This window comes from Alteromonas sp. ABM1_013 (assembly GCF_056160505.1).
This window is the reverse complement of sequence record NZ_JBSWXH010000005.1, coordinates 325,472-343,789: the sequence shown is the minus strand read 5'-3', so window position 1 is coordinate 343,789 and position 18,318 is coordinate 325,472. Positions and strand designations below refer to the sequence as shown.

The 18,318-nt window shown below is 44.7% G+C and carries 15 protein-coding genes; 7 read left to right on the top strand and 8 right to left on the bottom strand.

All coding sequences use genetic code 11. From position 1 onward, the window contains the following. Positions 1-5 precede the first annotated feature (5 nt). Together ACXAGK_RS16225 and ACXAGK_RS16220 are read left to right on the top strand one after the other, a co-directional pair. Positions 6-2,993, top strand: coding sequence for a glycosyl hydrolase 115 family protein (locus ACXAGK_RS16225; protein WP_474857019.1), 2,988 nt, complete (start codon positions 6-8; stop codon positions 2,991-2,993). A gap of 468 nt (positions 2,994-3,461) precedes the next feature. Then, on the top strand, positions 3,462-3,590 hold the full coding sequence (locus ACXAGK_RS16220) for a hypothetical protein (RefSeq protein ID WP_474857018.1): 129 nt from the start codon (positions 3,462-3,464) through the stop codon (positions 3,588-3,590). A 16-nt stretch (positions 3,591-3,606) separates the two neighbouring features. On the opposite strand, the gene ACXAGK_RS16215 is transcribed toward ACXAGK_RS16220, so the two are convergent. The 4 genes from ACXAGK_RS16215 to ACXAGK_RS16200 all read right to left on the bottom strand — a co-directional run bounded on the left by ACXAGK_RS16215 (position 3,607) and on the right by ACXAGK_RS16200 (position 9,235). After that, positions 3,607-4,470: an alpha/beta fold hydrolase gene (locus tag ACXAGK_RS16215; protein ID WP_474857017.1), complete on the bottom strand. Its 864-nt coding sequence runs from the start codon at positions 4,468-4,470 to the stop codon at positions 3,607-3,609. Between the two features lie 140 nt (positions 4,471-4,610). Next, positions 4,611-5,963 carry a sensor histidine kinase gene (locus tag ACXAGK_RS16210; RefSeq protein ID WP_474857016.1) on the bottom strand — a complete coding sequence of 451 codons (1,353 nt, stop codon included), beginning with the start codon at positions 5,961-5,963 and terminating at the stop codon, positions 4,611-4,613. After that, complete coding sequence (locus ACXAGK_RS16205) at positions 5,960-7,489, bottom strand: DUF3369 domain-containing protein (RefSeq protein ID WP_474857015.1); 1,530 nt, start codon at positions 7,487-7,489, stop codon at positions 5,960-5,962. Before ACXAGK_RS16205 ends, ACXAGK_RS16210 begins: the two co-directional genes overlap by 4 nt. 243 nt (positions 7,490-7,732) lie before the next feature. Beyond that, positions 7,733-9,235: a catalase gene (locus tag ACXAGK_RS16200; RefSeq protein ID WP_474857014.1), complete on the bottom strand. Its 1,503-nt coding sequence runs from the start codon at positions 9,233-9,235 to the stop codon at positions 7,733-7,735. Between the two features lie 229 nt (positions 9,236-9,464). On the opposite strand from ACXAGK_RS16200, the gene ACXAGK_RS16195 reads away from it, so the two are divergent. Then, positions 9,465-10,136 carry a nitroreductase gene (locus ACXAGK_RS16195; protein WP_474857013.1) on the top strand — a complete coding sequence of 224 codons (672 nt, stop codon included), beginning with the start codon at positions 9,465-9,467 and terminating at the stop codon, positions 10,134-10,136. Positions 10,137-10,239: 103 nt separating this feature from the next. Further along, positions 10,240-10,896 carry an NADPH-dependent FMN reductase gene (locus ACXAGK_RS16190; protein ID WP_474857012.1) on the top strand — a complete coding sequence of 219 codons (657 nt, stop codon included), beginning with the start codon at positions 10,240-10,242 and terminating at the stop codon, positions 10,894-10,896. 78 nt (positions 10,897-10,974) lie between these two features. Here ACXAGK_RS16190 and ACXAGK_RS16185 read toward each other — a convergent pair whose 3' ends face one another. From ACXAGK_RS16185 to ACXAGK_RS16175, 3 genes are all read right to left on the bottom strand, one after another. Continuing rightward, complete coding sequence (locus tag ACXAGK_RS16185) at positions 10,975-12,081, bottom strand: NADH:flavin oxidoreductase/NADH oxidase (protein WP_474857011.1); 1,107 nt, start codon at positions 12,079-12,081, stop codon at positions 10,975-10,977. Between the two features lie 99 nt (positions 12,082-12,180). After that, on the bottom strand, positions 12,181-13,335 hold the full coding sequence (locus ACXAGK_RS16180) for an iron-containing alcohol dehydrogenase (protein ID WP_269918120.1): 1,155 nt from the start codon (positions 13,333-13,335) through the stop codon (positions 12,181-12,183). A gap of 14 nt (positions 13,336-13,349) precedes the next feature. Next, complete coding sequence (locus tag ACXAGK_RS16175; RefSeq protein ID WP_474857010.1) at positions 13,350-14,216, bottom strand: type 1 glutamine amidotransferase domain-containing protein; 867 nt, start codon at positions 14,214-14,216, stop codon at positions 13,350-13,352. Positions 14,217-14,325: 109 nt separating this feature from the next. Between ACXAGK_RS16175 and ACXAGK_RS16170 the strand changes: the two genes are divergently transcribed. Further along, entirely contained in the window at positions 14,326-15,234 is a 909-nt protein-coding gene (locus ACXAGK_RS16170; protein WP_474857009.1) for a LysR family transcriptional regulator, read from the top strand. 75 nt (positions 15,235-15,309) lie between these two features. On the opposite strand, the gene ACXAGK_RS16165 is transcribed toward ACXAGK_RS16170, so the two are convergent. Then, positions 15,310-15,714 (bottom strand): type 2 periplasmic-binding domain-containing protein, encoded by a 405-nt coding sequence (locus tag ACXAGK_RS16165; protein ID WP_474806144.1) that lies wholly within the window; start codon positions 15,712-15,714, stop codon positions 15,310-15,312. Between the two features lie 169 nt (positions 15,715-15,883). Between ACXAGK_RS16165 and ACXAGK_RS16160 the strand changes: the two genes are divergently transcribed. Both ACXAGK_RS16160 and ACXAGK_RS16155 read left to right on the top strand, forming a co-directional pair. After that, positions 15,884-16,135 carry a hypothetical protein gene (locus tag ACXAGK_RS16160; protein ID WP_474806145.1) on the top strand — a complete coding sequence of 84 codons (252 nt, stop codon included), beginning with the start codon at positions 15,884-15,886 and terminating at the stop codon, positions 16,133-16,135. A 239-nt stretch (positions 16,136-16,374) separates the two neighbouring features. Continuing rightward, entirely contained in the window at positions 16,375-18,294 is a 1,920-nt protein-coding gene (locus tag ACXAGK_RS16155) for a methyl-accepting chemotaxis protein (RefSeq protein WP_474857008.1), read from the top strand. The last annotated feature ends 24 nt before the right edge of the window (positions 18,295-18,318 follow it).

Here is an 18,318-nt window from a genome sequence, read left to right as displayed (position 1 = left end):
GCGCAGTGGCAGTGTGGTGGAAACCCAAAAAGTGGGTGATCGTAATATTATGTAGTGTTGGCCTGAGTGTGCAAAGTGGGGCCGCGCCTTTTTCTTTGGTTGGGGAAAAAGGCGTAGCCACGCTCTTTGTTGATGAGTCAGATGCAACAGTAGTACACAAAGCTGCGGGTATGCTAGCTGGTGATGTGGCGGCGATAAGCGGCCACAAGTTGTTACTCGCGTCACATTTTAATTCGGTTCCTCACACAGCAATTATTGCGGGAACCTTAGGTCAGAGCGCCTTGATCGATCAGTTGATCGAGCAAGACGACATTGATCCATCTTCAATTCAAGGTCAGTGGGAACGCTATCAAATTTGGTTGAAGCCTATTGCCGTTCTTGGCGATAAACCGGCGTTAGTTATTGTGGGCAGTGACCGACGCGGTACTGCCTATGGTTTACTGTCATTGTCACGTCAGCTTGGCGTGTCTCCGTGGGAATGGTGGGCCGATGTCACGCCCGCTATGCAGTTCCCTTTGTCTGTTGATGTAAAAGCATGCGCATCTTCATCACCGAGTGTGAAGTACCGTGGTATCTTCCTCAATGACGAAGATTGGGGCTTACAGATTTGGGCGGCAAAATACTATGAGCCGGAAATCGGCGATATAGGGCCAAAAACTTACGCCCGCGTATTTGAGCTTTTACTGCGTTTGCGCGCCAATACTATTTGGCCTGCCATGCACAAAACCACCACGCCGTTTTATCAAATACCCGAGAACAAGCAAGTCGCCGATGATTACGGCATTGTAGTTGGCACCTCCCATGCAGAGCCCATGTTGTCGAACATCAATGGTGAGTGGAATAAACAGACTATGGGGCAATATCGCTACGACACTAATGCTGCAGCGGTAAAGCAGTTTTTTAGCAAGCGTATTGAGGAAACCCAAGACTTCGAAAGCATTTATACCGTCGCAATGCGTGGTGAGCACGACTCGCCAATGATCATGCGCGACAGTTCTATGGCTGACCAAGTGGCGCTGCTCGATAAGGTGATCACTGATCAAAGAGAGTTGTTGTCATCCATCACCGGCGAAGAAGCCGATGCCATTCCGCAAGCTTTTGTGCCTTACAAAGAAGTATTAACGTACTATCAAAACGGCCTCGAAGTACCCGATGACATCACGTTAATGTGGACCGATGATAATTATGGTTACCTGCGTCAACTCAGCAGCCCTGAAGAACAAAAACGCGCAGGTGGGGCGGGAATTTATTATCACACGTCTTACTGGGGGCGCCCTCATGATTACCTGTGGTTAAATTCGACTAATCCTATTTTAATGTGGCAAGAAATTACTAAAGCGTGGGATCTCAACGCCAGAGAACAATGGGTGTTGAATGTCGGAGATATCAAGCCTCACGAATACAATACCGAATTGTTTATGGACATTGCGTGGCAGCGAGACCACTTTAACTCTGCAGATGATGTTTACACGCAAATGGCGAGGTATTTTGCTCGTGATCTATCGGCACAAGCATCGGCCAAATTGGTCGCTATGTTCAAGCAGTATTTTCACTTGGTGTATCAACGCCGTCCTGAGTTTATGGCATGGAGCCATGTTGAGCCTGTGTCATTGCCTCAGCCCAGCGAACTAACACAAACTCATTACGGTGATGAAGTGAGCACACTTATCACCCAGTGGCAGGCTTTGATCAAGGAAGTGGAAACCTTACAACCGCAAATCGATAAAACCCGCCAAGATGCGTTTTACCAGTTGGCTTATTACCCCATTGTTGCTGCTGGGAATATGAGCCTGAAATGGCTTTATCACTATAAAAATGCCTTTGCCGCAGCCCAAGGTCGAGGTGATACTAACTGGTATGCGGAACAAATGGCATCAAGTTATCAAACCATCCAAGACATTACCCGTTACTACAATACCGAGGTAGCAAATGGTAAGTGGAAGCATATCATGTCGGCGTCTCCGCGCTACTTGCCTGTGTTTGATATGCCTTCTTCAGCGCAGCCTCATCGCGAGCAGAAGCAGTCTGTAGGTTTTGTGTTAGAAGGCTTTGATATGCCGGCTAATTCGCATATCACCAATAGCCATGCCCGCACCTTACCTGTGTTTAACGCTTTTAGTCGCAAGCCACGTTTTATTGATATTTATTTGAATGGCGATAAAGCGAGTGAGTGGACTATTTCGCCTCAACAGCCTTGGATTTCACTGTCTAAGACCAAGGGGACATTAAGTAAAGCTAATCCTCATGAGCGTGTTTGGGTTGATATCGAGTGGGATAAAGTGCCTACTGGCGAAGCCTTGAAAGAGCCGCCGCTAGGGCATGATCACCAACTCATCCCTCCTTCATTTAAAGTGCCAGGCAAGCTAGTTTTTGCGACTGAAGGTTTTCAGACTGATATTAGTTTAAATGTGTTTAATCCTGATTTACCCGCGTTGAAGACCTTTGATGGTTTTGTCGAAGACTTGGGGTATGTGGTGTTAAATGCAGCTACATTTCAGCGTCAAACAAACGTTTCAAACCGTCGTTGGCAGAAAATTAACGGTCTGGGTTACAGTGGAAGTGTTATGCAAGCCGTTCCCGTTACTGCTGACTCGGCGTCTGTAAAACCTTTGTCCCTCAAAGGGCCCGCACTGGAATACGATTTCTTTACCTTTAATCACGGTTTAGCAGAAATTAGCGTCTATGTTGTACCCACCCATCCGATGTATGAAGGGCGTGGCGTTCGCGTTGCTATTGCTATCGACGATAACAAACCTGAGATATTGGATTTCCGTACGCAAGGTCGGAGTGATACATGGAAGCAAAATGTATTAAGAAACCAAGCCAGTGCGTCCATAAAGCAGCTTGTCGATAAACCAGGTAAACACACATTGACTGTTTATTTTATTGATGCCGGTGTAATGTTAGATTCAATGTTAATTGACTTTGGGGGCAAGAAGCCGAGTTATGCTTTGCCGCTAGACACCATTAACCAAGCTTTTGAGATTAAATAACGGTTGAGTCAGTGCAGCCAATTACATCGAAATCGTTAAAGCTAAAATACACTGATGGCACAAAAGTCTAACCCCTGAGGGCTACGCCTTGTCATTTTGAGGCAGTGGCTCTGCGGGGCTGAAATGTTCGTAAAGCTGTCATTAGATAATTGTAATTTTAGTGGCAGCTATGGCGTGAGGGGGGCATTGGGTATTACATTTTGGCTAGTCCTCTTAAAACAAGGAGCGGACCTTCAGTTTTCTGTCTATTCGAAACCAAATGAGTGGCAGTTTAATTTGTATTATTCACCTTCTGGTCTTAAAGAAGAAGCATTTTCAAATTATCAGGCTTTTAGGAGAAATGCTGGTACTGATTTCTATTGTGCATTTCACTATACGTTGACAGAAAAAGTACCAGGCTACTTTTCATTCTAGAGGGAAATTCCGAAAAAAAAGTACCACCTTGCAGAAGCTCTTTACAAGGGGCGCTTGTACAGAGTCAAAGAGCGCCTTACTGAAGATGCATCTGTTATTGAAGGGCGTATCGATGAATTTAAGAAAAGTAATATATTTATTCGCGATAGCGAATTATCAGCCAATAAGGATATACTTTATTAATCCGTTCATTTGTTTTTCAAAGTGGAGGGCTGCTAATAAACCCAATAATCGACTCTGAAACCAATTCTGCACGTTCGATCTGCGGATAATGCCCTATATCAGCAAGTTCAACTACGTCAGCATTGGGTATAAGTTCTCTATATCTTTCTACCATATGCGCACCAGAAATTGGGTCTGCCATGCCTGCGGTTAGTCGAACCGGCACGTCAGCATTTTGAAGGGCACCTACCCAACGCTCTCTGTATTGCTTGCGCTGTTTCATATAGTCCAAAAGCAAGTGCATGTATTTGTGGCCATTGTTTTCAGTTATAAGCGCCCAAAAATCATCAATGTCTTGGTCTGCAGGAGGCGTATTTGGGCCAAAAATATTGTGCGTGCTTTTTCTAATTGCGTTTTTGCTTAAAAAAGGAATAAGCAGCCCGCCAATAGGGGAAAGTAGAAGCTTTTGAATCGGTAATGCTTGATGGGTTTCAGGAAAAAGGCCGCCATTTAGCAAATGCAGCGACTGCATACGAAACGCAAGGTTGCCGTCTAACTGTCGGGCTATTAACTCCTGCGCAACAGTATCACCGTAATCGTGAGACAGCACGTGAGCATGCATAATTTGAAGATGCTCCATTAAGGCTTCTATGACCGCGGCTTGTTCTTTTATTTTGTATTTTTTGGGCGCTTTGGTGCTAAAACCAAACCCCAGCATATCGAGTGTTACACAGTGAAATTTCTGAGTAAGTGCAGGCCATAATTTAACCCAGTCAAAGCTTGCGGTAGGATATCCATGAATTAACAACAGCACGGGGCCTTCGCCTTGGGTAGTGTAGAAAATTTGCTGATCATCAACGTTTACGAATTGGCCTGAGCTACGCCATTGTGAAAGTTGCATTACGAAAAGCCTTATTATGTTTTTATGCTCAGCTTGCCTATTGCGAGGCTTTAGGTCTGTCGTAAGCGCGACATTTCACCTATGTCGCGCTTGTTGCGTCAATTTAAACAAAAAAAATGAGCGATAGGGCGGTAACTGCACTAACTCTCGACAGGTATACAAACTGCTACCGTGGTTCCTTCACCAGGCGACGATACTAAATCAATTTCGCCATTAAATTTTTGGCGAACAAGATTGTACAATATATTTAGGCCCAAACCCGTGCCGCCTTTATCGCGAGCGGTTGTATAAAAGGGCTCAAACACCTTTTTATGAAATTCTTCAGGAATGCCTTTTCCGTTATCTTGAACGCTTACCACAACGCCCTTGTCGTTTTGGCTACAGCTTACGGCAACTTTATTCACCCCATTATTTACTGATGGGCCAAAAGCATGACGTTGCGCGTTCGATATCAAATTCGTAAGCAACTGGGCGATAATGCCAGGGCAGGTAGTGATAACTAAATCAGGTGTAACATCTATACTAAGCTCTATTTGCTCCTTGCGTAGCATGGGCTTTAATGGATTACAAACCCGCGGTATGTATTCATCCAGCGCGATTTCTTCAATTTCCAGCGATGTTTGGTCGGCAGAGGTTCGCTTAAAGTCTTGAACTAGGTTCGCGGCCCGCATCAGGCTTGTTTCAGCTAACGTTAACCCCTCAGTGCAAATCGCTTCAAAATCTTTAAAACCTTCTTCTGTTAGTTCACCATTTTCGAAATCTCGATAAATCTCTTTGAGTTCTTCTTTGCAGTTACTTACCGAGGTAAGCGCAATACCTAACGGTGTATTAACTTCGTGTGCAATACCGGCGACAAGGTTACCCAGGGCAGCCATTTTTTCTGATTCAACAAGTTTTTCTTGCGCAGCCTCAAGTTCGGCAGTGCGATCTATGACTTTTTGCTCAAGATTTTGGTTAGCTTCTATAAGCTGTTGCTCATAGTCAGCTCGTTCGTTAGCGCTTACCGCTCGCCCGTAAAGATCGGCAAGCGAAGCCGCAAATACCATTTCATCGTCAAGCCATTCACGAGCCTTACCTTGGTGTTCACAGCAAATTATTCCTATCATCTTACCGCGGTGGCGAATAGGGACATCCAGCATAGAGCTTATGCCCAGAGGCGTAAGATATACTTCGGCAAATTCAAATGTCGCAACATCGGTGAGCGCGTCGTGAGCGGCGATTGTCCTACCTGAATCAAGCGCTTCAAAGTAATGCGGAAAATCCCTTCGAGTTAGCACTAAACTCTCGTTATCAAGATCATTGCCTTTGTCTATAAGCAATGTGCACTGCACTAGAGTTTGGTTTTCATCATATAACCAAATACCTGCTCGAGTAATTTCCAAGCCTTCACACACAGAGTTGATAATTAGCCTAGACGCAACGTCTAGTTCACCTTTATCAATGTCTGGGCTTTGACTAACGCGTAGTAAAATTAACTCTAGGTTTTCTTTCATTCATCTTCGTCCGGTTCTGTGGCACGGATCTCAAGTATTCTATCGAAGTGCTCTAGCATTATATGGGTGATTAGCGGGTCGAATTGTTTACCCGCATTTTCTTGAAGGTAAGCTTTTACCTCATCAACGCTCCATGCAGGTTTGTAACACCGTTTAGAAAGCAGGGCATCGACTACGTCAACAATAGCCATAATACGGCCTTCAACGGGGATGTTGTCTCCTGCAAGCCCGTCAGGGTAGCCTTTACCGTCCCACCTTTCATGGTGTGTTTTGGCAATAATAGCGCCCATTTTGGCAACAATGCGATCAGAGTCGGCAAGCAGTTCATAGCCCTTTTGCGCGTGGGTTTTCATGATTTCCCATTCATCGGGGTCAAGCTTTCCAGGTTTGTGTAAGATAGATTCTGGTATGCTGATTTTGCCCACATCGTGAAGGGCTGCAGAGTAGCGAATGGTATCTATGAACTCTCTGCTCATGTGCAGCTTTTCTGCTAGAAACTCTGTCATTAATATAACGCGTCTAACGTGGCCACCGGTTTCCTTGCTACGCATCTCGATAGCGTCGCTTAGCACCATGATGAGTTCTTTCTGTGTTTTTTGTATATCTTCTTTTTGCGTGAGATTCTGGAAAATAACCGCTACATTGGATGCAAACATTTCCAGTGTTTTTCTTTGCATTGCATCTAAAGGTTGGTCTAACTTTACGTACAAAATATTGTGGCTGTCTTCACCTGTGGGGTAATAGCCGATAAATACGGTATCGCTTTGGTAGTGCGATTTATTCGCCAGTACCTGTTTAACCTCTTCTTCAATGTCTTCTGGTATACGTGTTGAGATACCTGGTTCACATAAACCAACGAGGTCTCCGCTCGCTCCCAGTACTGTCATGCTCGTATCGCCATACAGATCGGTATGCTGGGTAGACAGGTATAACACAGAGTTGTTTAAATTGAGGAGGGTAAGCGTTTGTTTGAGTACCGCAGTACCGAATTGAGCTAGCGACTGGCTTGCCAGTACAGAGGAAGATGATTTTAATACATCTTCCATACCACGCTTACCTTGCTCTATGGTTTGTATATCACGATAAGAGCGAATAGCGGTATAAACGCATGACTTTAACTTTAATGAAGAAAGCTCCGTCTTGGCTTTATAGTCATTGATGTCATACCGTCTAATAACATCCTCTTCAGGCGCTTGCCCGGGCTGGCCTGTTCGCAGTATTAGTCGAGTAACGTGGTTTTGTAGTTCGTTGCGAATAGCATCTACCAGTTTCAATCCAGCGTCGTCGGTTTCCATCACTACGTCAACAAACGAAAGCGCAATATCAGGGTTAGCTTTGAATAGCGCTAAACCTTCTTCGCCACTATGAGCAGATAGAAACTCTACGCCACGCTTCTCAAAATGGAATTTGCGTAGTGTGAGTTTGGTAACCTCATGAACGCCTTCTTCATCATCAATAATGGCAATTTTCCACGGCGCCAAACGCGGGGTATTTTGTTCAGTTTTAGACTTTTTGAATAACGACATACACAGTGCAGTGAACGATTAGATACCCTAAACGTAAGCCACAATTTTTATTCTCGCAAATCTGTGAATAAACTTTTGTTCTAAAGTTGAATGCCGTTGATTTGTTAAGAAAAGTCGAATGCTGCATATGTAAGCAAGAGGGGAGATAAGTTAAAAATTCGTCATCTTTAATAACTAAATTACCCAGTTGGTACCTGCAATAGATACCAACCAGGTAAGAGTGTTAAACAATAACAAGCTCGTTTAACTATCTTCGATAGGGGTGTTCTCTGTAATGGGTACAGTGTTTACGTCAGTATCTAGGCTTTCAACCGCATTGCGAACACCTGCGGCGTAGTCTGGATGAACCTTTTCTAACACGGCGTACCAGCGTTCTTTTACGCTATCAGAGCATGGGCCCATCGCAGCAGCGTAGTTTTTGTATAACCGTTCTTTTTGATCGTCAGAGAACATTTCGTACAGCTTGCGCGGCTGCACGTAATCGACATCAACATCATCTTGATGATATCTGTCGGCATCGCCATCAATACGAAGCGGCGGCTCTTTCACTGAAAAATCTGCCACTGGCCCTTCATATTGATTGGGCTCATAGTAAGCGTCTGGATTGCCAAAGTCGTTGGTAAAGAATCGCATGGCGCCGTCTTTGTGATAGTGATTCACTTTACTGTTTTTTGGCGCATTAGCCGGTAGAGCCTCGTAGTGCGTGCCTAAGCGGTACCTGTGTGCATCAGCATATGAAAAAATACGGGCTTGAAGCATTTTGTCTGGGCTGAAACCAATACCAGGCACGACATTCGACGGGCTAAAAGCTGCGTTTTCAACCAACTGGAAGTAGTTCTCTGGGTTTCTGTTCATCTCCAGTTCGCCTACTTCAATAAGCGGGTAATCATCGTGTGGCCAAACTTTAGTTAGGTCAAATGGGTTATAGCTTTGCTGGCCAGCTTCTTCTTCAGGCATAGCCTGAATATACATGGTCCATTTTGGGAAGTTACCTTCGTCTATAGCGTTGTACAACTCTTCTTGGTATTTTTCGCGCGTGCTACCGATGATTTTTTCAGATGTTTCATTAGTGTAGTTTTTGATGCCCTGTTGGGTTTTGAAGTGGAATTTCACCCAGTGACGTTTGCCGTCTTTATTCCACATGCTAAAGGTGTGGCTGCCATAACCATTCATGTGCATTGGCGATACAGGAATACCACGGTCTGACATTAAAATAGTGACTTGGTGTACACTTTCTGGTTGGCCAGCCCAAAAATCAAACATGGCTTCTGGAGAACGCAGGTTAGTTTTAGGATGACGTTTCTGCGTGCGAATGAAATCTGGGAATTTGTATCCGTCGCGGATGAAGAAGATAGGGGTGTTATTACCTACCATGTCCCAGTTACCTTGCTCTGTGTAAAATTTCAAACTAAAGCCACGCACGTCGCGCTCGGTATCAGCGGCACCAGATTCACCAGCTACTGTAGACCAGCGACTTAGGACTTCTGTTTGTTTACCTACCTTTGAGAACAAGTCGGCACATGTATAGTCGGTAATGTCATGTGTGACAGTGAATGTGCCTTGTGCCCCCCAGCCTTTTGCGTGTACCACGCGCTCTGGAATGCGTTCACGGTTCTGGTGGGCTAACTTTTCAATGAGCTGATAATCTTGTAAAAGGGCGGGGCCACGCTCTCCGGCCGTTTTAGTGGTTTCGTTACTTACTACAGGGGCGCCTGCCGACGTAGTTAATTGCGGTTTCTTAGCCATTATAAAACTCCTTTCATATGCTTTTTTTTAAAGCCAAACGTCCATAAACATCATGTGTGATTGACTCATGATATGCTTTTGCTACGGGTTGCTTTATAAAAGGGTTTACAAACTTCTATATATATCTATAAAAACAATCAATCTGAATAAGCTTTCCTGCCTATTGAAGACATATCTTCTCGTGTTTACTCTAAATCAATAGTTCTAATAACCGCGTTTAAGGAAGTGTATGAATTTTGCAGAGTTTGCAGCATCAAGAAAAAGTGTTCGAGGGTTTACTAAACAGCCGGTAACTAAGGAAACGGTGGACGCTATTATTAACGCCGCGAAATGGGCGCCGTCGTCATACAATACGCAAACGTGGAAAATCCATGCGGTGACTGGTGATGTTTTAGATAAAATTCGCGAGGGTAATACCAAGAATACATTAGAAGGCAAACCTCACGTTCGAGACTTTCCCTATAAAGAAGACTATGAGGGTACACATCGCCAACGCCAAATAGATGTGGCGATACAATTGTTCGATGTAATGGGTATATCCCGAGAGGATAAAGAAAAGCGCATGGATTGGATGATGCGTGGCTTTAGGCAGTTTGATGCACCGGTTTCATTGGTGCTGACGTATGATAAATCTTTAGAGCCTGCTGGTATAACGCAGTTTGGCTTAGGATCTTTAGCGTATGGTATAGTACTGGCGGCATGGGATTTAGGGCTTGGTTGCGTTATCAATGGTCAAGGTATTATGCAGTCTGAAGTAGTACATAAGTACGCTAATATCCCTGATGACGAAGCCATTATGATTTGTATCGCGCTCGGTTACCCAGACCCGGACTTTCCAGCAAACGACGTTCGCTCAACTCGCGCTGACAACGAAGAGTTTGTGACTTATCACGGGTTTTAGCCTGTTAAGCTTATGCTTTGTTTTTTGATTGCGTAATGGTTGTGCCCTCCTTTAAGAAACACTAGGCTGGGCTACACAATGCACTAATAAAGGAGCAAGCGAGGTGAAATTCTTAGTTTTTCTCGGCACCGTACGTGACAGCACGCCTCCAAAACCAGCAAGACTTGGACTTCGAGTCGCCAAAGCCATATTGAATTGGGCCAAAGATAATATGGCTGAACACAAGTTTGAGCTGATTGACCCTCTAGATTACAAAACCGGCGAAGTGTTCAAGCCTCATTTTGCGTACGCGCAAGGAAAAGCGCCCGAAGCGTTATCAACGCTGGCTGAAAAAATAGAATCTGCCGATGGGTATGTAATGGTAAGCCCTGAATATAACCACTCAATGAGCCCCGCGTTGGCGGATTTGCTTAATCACTTTGGTAGTTCTTTATATTCTTTCAAGCCCAGCGTTATTGCCACTTATTCAGCAGGGCAGTGGGGCGGAATGCGCGCGGCCGTTGGGATGCGAACCTTTCTGTCTGAGCTTGGGTGTCTGCCTGTTTCTGCGATGATCCACGTGCCGCATGCACAAGATGCGTTTGATGAGGAAGGTTGTGCAAGCAGTGAAAAAGAAGAAAGCTGGAAAGCTTATTTTGGAAGGGCGCTTAGCCAAATGCTCTGGTGGGCTGAAGCTACGTCAAATCACCGCCAGGAAAAAGATCCGTTTGAAACCTCAAAAGCTTTTAAAGCATCGCCAACTCAAAGGAACATTACATAATAGCAAAATAAGAGCAAATTAAGCGCAAACAAAAAAGGCAGCATAGCTTAAAGCCTCTGCTGCCTTTATTTCTACTTGCTACCTTTCATCTGATGGCGCGTAACGCTCCAACCAATGTGCGTAAGGCGCAGGCATAACCCATGATGGTTTTTCAACGCCTAACTGTTTAGCTGCATAGTACGTCCAATGCGGATTAGTAAGGTGCATTCTGCCTACCATCACAACGTCAAGTTGCTGTTTTTCAACAGTGTCGTTAGCAAGTTCTGGCGTGTCTACCCCCCAGGCCGTCGCAACCGGTATACAAGCTTCATCGCGCACGCGTTTAGCGATAGGCGCTAGGAACGCTGGGCCCCATGGGATGTTCGCTTCGGGCGTATTGAAGCCCACGCTAACACTTACAAAATCAGCACCAATTTCTTTAAACTGTTTTATAAGCTCAATAGATTCGCTAAGTGTTTGCTCGTCTTCACCATCGTATTCGATAACGCCAAAACGCACTGTTAGCGGTAGGTTTTCTGGCCAAGCTTCACGCACTGCGCTTAGTGTTTCAAGCAAGAAGCGTCCGCGACCTTGTGCGTCACCGCCGTATTCATCTGTACGCTTGTTCGCGTGTTTCGAGAAAAAGCTTTGGGCTAGATAACCGTGAGCAAAGTGAAGTTCAAGCCACTCATACCCAGCTTCAAGTGCACGCTCGGCGCCTTTAATAAAGTCACCCTTAACGCGTTCGATATCGGCTTTAGTCATTTCGGTAGGTGTTACCGGAAGGTGCGCGCCAAACGCTTCTGCAGATGGGCCAATAGGTTGCCAACCGTTTTCTTTACTTGGCTGTATGTGATCGTCGCCTTCCCAAGGACGGTTAGCGCTAGCTTTTCGTCCTGCATGAGCAATTTGAATACCTGCAACCGCGCCTTGGCTTTTGATGCGCTCTGCGATGTTTTTAAGGCCACTAACGTGATCGTCTTTCCAAATGCCTAAGCAATTTGGCGTAATACGACCTTCCGGAGAAACCGCTGTAGCTTCAACGATTACAAGCCCTGCGCCACCACGGGCGAACGACTGATAGTTTGCTTCATGCCACTGGTTGGTAAAGCCGTCTTCTGCCGAATATTGGCACATAGGAGGTACAGCAATACGATTGCGAAGCGTGACGTCTTTTAACGAAAACTGTTCAAATAGTGCAGTCATATTTCTCTCTAATTAGGATAAGAATAAAAAGTACCCAGACTATGCTGGGTACTTAAATGTTGAAAAAGCATATGCGCGTTGCGTCATATGCAACCAGGCTTATGCTGCGAGGGTTAAAATTTCGCGGGCTTTTGCCAGGTCGATATCGCCATGCTCACCAAGCGCTGTTAATCCGTTGCGCTCTAAGTTGTCGATAAGCCCATCAATTGCAGACTTTTCAATGTCGTAGTCTGATAGGCGGGTTTTTACCTGCATGGTTTCGAAAAAGTCTTGTACAGCCTTAATGGTCAAGTCGATGGCTTTTTCTTTGTCATCTTCTTGAATACCGAAGACGCGCTCGCCTAGCTGCAGTATTTTTTCCTGCTTCTTGTCGCGCTGCACGAACATAAGCGAAGGCAACACAATAGCTAACGTTGCGGCGTGATCTAAACCGTGTAAGGCCGTTAGTTCGTGGCCAATCATGTGAGTACCCCAGTCTTGTGGTACGCCTTTTCCAATAAGGCCATTAAGTGCCATAGTTGCTGACCACATCACATTTGCACGTACGTCGTAGTCTTCAGGTGTTGCTAGGGCCTTTGGACCTTCTTGGATTAAGGTTTGTAAAATACCTTCTGCAAAACGGTCTTGAAGCGGCGCATTCACTGGGTAAGTTAGGTACTGCTCGATTACGTGAACAAATGCATCAACTACACCGTTAGAAACTTGGCGAGGCGGTAGTGAATAGGTGAATTCCGGGTCAAGTACAGCAAATACTGGCTGTACCGTTTCCGATGAAAACGCGCGCTTCTGTGAAGTTTCCTTTCTGTTTACTACCGAGTTGCCGTTACTCTCAGAGCCTGTTGCAGGCAGTGTAAGCACTGCGCCAATAGGTAGTGGATTTTCGAAAGATGCACCTTTGATTAATATATCCCATGGGTCTCCTTCAAAGTTTACTGCCGCTGCCACAAATTTTGCGCCGTCGATAACACTTCCGCCGCCTACAGCAAGAATGAAGTTAACGTCATTTTCACGGGCCACATTCACCGCTTTCATCAATGTTTCGAATTCTGGGTTGGGTTCGACGCCTTGAAATTCAATAACGTCAGCGCCTTCCAGCGCGGCATTTACTTTATCGTAAATACCATTTTTCTTAATTGAGCCGCCACCATACAGGAAGAGGACTTTTGCTTGTTCCGGCAAACGTGAAGACACTTCACTTAGTTGACCTTTGCCGAACAAAATTTCGGTTTGATTTTTAAATGTAAAATTAAGCATCGTGTTGCCTGCCCTTAATTAGTTTGTGAATTTAGCTGTTGTAATAGCTTCTCAGCTAGCAGTTCGTCAGAGAATGGGTTTTGGCCAGTAATAAGTTCACGGTCTACTACTACATTTGGCGCCCACATTTCTTTGTATTCCATATTTCCACCCGCTTGCGTCATGGCATCTGCTGGGTAGTATAATAGCTTTGCATCATCTAAAGTGCTTTCAAAATACTCTTCTTCTGGTGTAGAGAAGATTGTCATTTTGTAGCCTTCATAAATCCAATTGTCAGATGTGGCTTGCTCGTCTGTTTTCAATGCCAGCTCAAATGCCTTTGGGTTAGATTGCCCAGAAAGTAAGGCGATTGGGCCATGGCAAATTGCGGCAGTGGGTTTTCCTTCATTGTGAAAGTGAGACAAAATCTCGCCCACTTGAGGGTTGTTTGCTAAGTCGATAAGCGGAGCATGCCCACCGGGGATAAATACACCCTCAAACTCATCGAGCCCTTGTGCAATAACTTCATTTAATGACAATGTGTCATTAATTCCATCTATTGATGCAACAAATGTTTGAATATCTCGCATTTGTGATTCGCCGCCATCAAAGTACTGTGGAATAACAGACTTTTTATCTACCGCTGGCGCATTACCTTTAGGTGTTGCCAATACCAGCTTGTAACCCGCATCTACCAACGCTTTAGCTGGCACGCCAAACTCGTTGAGGTAGTAACCGGTAGGTTCGGTTTTTCCTTCAGCAAGCTGCATTACATTTTCACTTGAAAGTAGAACAAGCACTTCGCCTTTACTGGCTTTTGCTGACTCAGCGTCTGCAGCGTACGCTGACTGTGATAACCCTGCGATGATGGCAAGTGATAGAATTGATGATGATGTTTTCATGTGCATTTCCTGTCGCATTTGAAAGTGCGTGCATCTTAGAGTTATTGGTTTAAAAGCAGAAGTCAGATAAATTATGATGAGTCATCAAAAATCTGATGGGTGGAAAATCATGTCTTACCTAACACAGTTAAAAACCTTTGTAGAAGTTTATCGAAGCGGCAACATCACACGTGCAGCATCGCGGCTTCATATGTCGCAGCCTGCAGTGACTTCACATATTCAGGCAATGGAGCATATTGTCGGTAAAGAGTTGTTTGTACGCAAAGCTCGGGGCGTTGAGCCTACCGCAATTGCCGATGATTTAGCGCTACAAGTAGCCAGTCACATAGATACACTAGAACAAAAAGTAGCATCTATTCGAAGTCGCGCATCTACCGACCACGGTACCTTGCACTTAGCCGGCCCAGCAGAGTATTTAAGCTTTGTTGCGGGCCCTGCGTTGGCCAATTTACTTCAAGCAGATAAAGTAAATTTAGTAATCCATACAGGTAATAAAAATAACACTTATCAACTGTTAGAAGACGACGTCGCTGAACTTGCCATCACCGCATCTGAGCCTACAGACGCCACGTATGAATATCAGATGTTGGACAAAGAGCGTTTAATTTTAGTGATGAACCGGGTTCAAGGTAAATTAATTGGCGATAAAGAGATTACGGCGTCATTATTGAATCAACACAAGGTAGTAAGCTATGACGAGCAACTACCGCTTATTCGCCGATATTTTTCAGAAGTGTTTAATGCACCATGCGAGTCACCTGTAGCCGCAATATGCCCAGATATTCGCGCCATAAGTAGTATTATAAAGGCTGGTATAGGCTATTCCGTGTTGCCGGATTACCTTTGTAAAGAAGCCATCGCCAAAGGTGAACTTATTCCACTTGGAAAGAGTGGGCCTGAAAACGAGATTTACTTGGTATGGAAGAAAGGTGCGCTGCGACATCCTAGAGTAGACTTTGCGAAAGACGTGATAATGGCATTTGCCAATATTAATTATCTAGCCAGTTACCCAGACTAACTTGGAGATACACAGTGCGACACGCAGAAATGTGTGTTGCACTGTGACTAAAATAAGCTTTTTATAGGGGGCAGTTTAAAACGTGCCAACAACCTTTACTTGGTCGTCAACTTTGCTCTCATCGATAAATCCAATTGTATTTGGATTTGTCGCAACTAATTTCAACATTTCATCTTCCGATGCAATCATCTCAGGTGGTGTACCGCGACCAGTAAAAACTAGCTTCGACCAAAATGCAGAATATTGTGATTCCGATTTTCCTAACACACTGTTATTAAAAGCATCTCTCGCTGCATTGCCTTGCTCGAACGTGAGTGGAATGGCGCGGTTGCCATCTGGAAATGCTTTCACCTTTCCCAGGTAAATCTTTTTCACTGTGTCGATATCTATACCTGAATTGTTGTTGGCATTTACAATTACAGCAGTGCCCGCATAAAGTGGTGCCGATAAAATTAAAAACAGGGCTGCAATTATCTTCATTGGTATTACCTTTAGTCCTTTCTCTGTCAGCTAAATTGCTACGTTGATAAACTGCAGAGACATTATTGTGAAAGGGCACATCACCCTTTGAGAAGTATAACCAAGATTTGTAATTTGTCGCACTTCAACAAAAGGTGAAATTTCCAATTTAAGGAGAGAAAAAAACGCTATGGCAAAACCCAATGCAAAAGGGCCGGTGAAAACCGTTCAGATCTTTTGCGCCAAATGTAGATTCCAACTACTTAAATACCGAAAAGGTGGCAAGGGAGCTTTGGTGAAATGCTTTAAAGAGCGGATTGTTGAAGACTACACTAATGAAGAGGGGATCTGCCCATCATGTAATGTTCAGTTTGCCAGAAATACAATGATTCGGGGAACTCCCGCGCTTAAAATAGTGGGCGGTAAAGTGCATATGAAGTGACATTTTGAGATTGTGACAAGGTTTCAAGAAAGGTGTCGTAACGCACAAATAAAGTCATTATTTTTGTTTTTGCGGAAATTTTGAAAAATTAATCATTTGGGCAATTTGCACTGACACAAAAATTGCCTAGATTTATAAAATAACTCGTGAGCCCGCTAAAACGAAAAGGCAAGCGTGTATGGTATGGATTAAAAGTCAAAGGAGTGAGTTATTACCTAACTGTTAACCTGAGATGTTGCATGTCCATTCAAAGAAAATTTCTGTTCTCGGTTTCTGCAGTCATTGCCTTGTTCGCACTGATTGTAGCAATTATCACTGTGGTCACCACCTCGTCGTCTATTTCTGAGCTTGTTAAAGAGCAGAAGAAAAACACTGCCGACCGCTTAGTCAACATTCTAACTGTGACCGACGCCATTATGCTTGAGCGAGTGAAAAGCAGTATGGCGCTACTGAAGCAGCGAGGAGAAGCCTTAGGCGCTCCCAATCAGGGTGACTACATCAATGTAAAAGCAACGCAGGCACTAGAGCTAAGGCTAGGGAATGTTCCGCAAGCAAACGATTTTGAGTTAGTTGATGGGTTGACCAGCGTAATGGGAGGTACAGCAACGCTTTTCAGTAAAACCGGTGATGACTATATACGAGTGAGCACAAACGTCATCAAAAATGGTGAGCGAGCAATAGGCACTAAATTAGCACCGTCGGGCAAAGCGATTCAGAAAATAAATCAGCAGCAAGCTTACTATGGTGCAGTGGATATTCTAGGTAGCCCCTATCTGACAGGTTACGAACCCATGTTTGACGCCAGCGGACAAGTGGTAGGTATATGGTATGTGGGATATTCTGCAGACCTTCATGTTTTAGAGCAAGCGATAAAGCAAAGTCATGTTTTAGAGGATGGATTCGTAGCGCTACGAGATGCAAAGGGTAACATTCGCATGCATTCATCGCATGTTACCGATGCAAACGTAACCCAAGCCTTGAATCAGAATGAAAATTGGATTGTAGAAGTGGTGCCTTTTTCTAAATGGGGCTATGACATCATATTAGCTGCGTCAGCTTCCGAGAAAGCAGCGATGGTTAGCAGTTCGGTGATAACTGTAGTGCTTAAAATTGTGCTGGCCAGCGCGGGGATTTTACTCACTGTTTGGTTATTGGTGAAATATATCGTTGGAAAACCACTCGATGAGTTTATTGGTGTGGTTAATAACCTTTCTACCGGTGAAGGAGATCTTACCTTTCGCTTTGAGGCAAGCCGCAGTGACGAGTTTGGTACCATGGCTAAAGCCTTCAATGGTTTACTTACTCAACTACAACAAACACTTCAAAGCGTGGATGAAGCCACTGATAATATGTTGGCAAAATCAGAAGCGCTAAATACTACTGCAATGAGTTCTAAGGAGACCGTTTCGAAGCTTAGTCAAGAAACCGATTCCATCGACAACGCGATCACGTTGATGCAGCAAAACGCACAAAGTGTTTCTACTACTATAAGAAGTTCGAGTAACGCAGCTAGTGCTGCTGATACGGATACAAGAAACAGCGTGACCGTTTTGTCTGAAACTATCAAAGATATCCAATCGCAAGCGAATGACGTCGACGCATCAGTGCAAGTAATCAATGAACTAGCACAGGCCAGCGAGGAAATCAGTGGCGTTATGGAAGTCATTAGAAACATTGCAGAGCAAACCAATCTGCTTGCACTCAACGCGGCAATTGAAGCGGCCAGAGCAGGTGAACAGGGGCGGGGCTTCGCTGTGGTTGCAGATGAAGTGCGTTCACTAGCTAGTCGTACGCAGGCTTCAACGGAAGAGATCCGCATTATGATAGAAAGGCTACAGCAAGGAAGCCGTATTGCTTCTGAAAAAATGCAACTAAACAAAGAAACCGCGTTTAAGACTGTGGAAACCACAAAGCACGCAGGTGAGTCGTTAAACCAAGCGCTAGAGGCTGTCGCTAGAATCACTGCGCTGAACGAGGATGCCGCTAATTTGGCAGAAGGACAAACTTCAGTTGCTGCCGATGTAAACAGAGGGGTGAGCAGTATCCAGCAGGTAGGCCAAGCCAATACAGACTACGCTAAAGAGGTCGTTGATAATTGTGAAGCACTAGTGCAGCAAATAAAGACCATGCAAATGCAATTGCGCCGCTATCGGTTCTAAATTCCCATTCGAGGGAAAAACCAT

Coding starts and splice junctions, on each gene's coding strand:
- ACXAGK_RS16215 (WP_474857017.1), bottom strand. CDS start 4,470: ATGCAACTTTCACAATGGCGTAGCTCAGGCCAATTCGTAAACGTTGAT.
- ACXAGK_RS16210 (WP_474857016.1), bottom strand. CDS start 5,963: ATGAAAGAAAACCTAGAGTTAATTTTACTACGCGTTAGTCAAAGCCCA.
- ACXAGK_RS16205 (WP_474857015.1), bottom strand. CDS start 7,489: ATGTCGTTATTCAAAAAGTCTAAAACTGAACAAAATACCCCGCGTTTG.
- ACXAGK_RS16200 (WP_474857014.1), bottom strand. CDS start 9,235: ATGGCTAAGAAACCGCAATTAACTACGTCGGCAGGCGCCCCTGTAGTA.
- ACXAGK_RS16195 (WP_474857013.1), top strand. CDS start 9,465: ATGAATTTTGCAGAGTTTGCAGCATCAAGAAAAAGTGTTCGAGGGTTT.
- ACXAGK_RS16185 (WP_474857011.1), bottom strand. CDS start 12,081: ATGACTGCACTATTTGAACAGTTTTCGTTAAAAGACGTCACGCTTCGC.
- ACXAGK_RS16180 (WP_269918120.1), bottom strand. CDS start 13,335: ATGCTTAATTTTACATTTAAAAATCAAACCGAAATTTTGTTCGGCAAA.
- ACXAGK_RS16175 (WP_474857010.1), bottom strand. CDS start 14,216: ATGAAAACATCATCATCAATTCTATCACTTGCCATCATCGCAGGGTTA.
- ACXAGK_RS16170 (WP_474857009.1), top strand. CDS start 14,326: ATGTCTTACCTAACACAGTTAAAAACCTTTGTAGAAGTTTATCGAAGC.
- ACXAGK_RS16165 (WP_474806144.1), bottom strand. CDS start 15,714: ATGAAGATAATTGCAGCCCTGTTTTTAATTTTATCGGCACCACTTTAT.
- ACXAGK_RS16160 (WP_474806145.1), top strand. CDS start 15,884: ATGGCAAAACCCAATGCAAAAGGGCCGGTGAAAACCGTTCAGATCTTT.
- ACXAGK_RS16155 (WP_474857008.1), top strand. CDS start 16,375: ATGTCCATTCAAAGAAAATTTCTGTTCTCGGTTTCTGCAGTCATTGCC.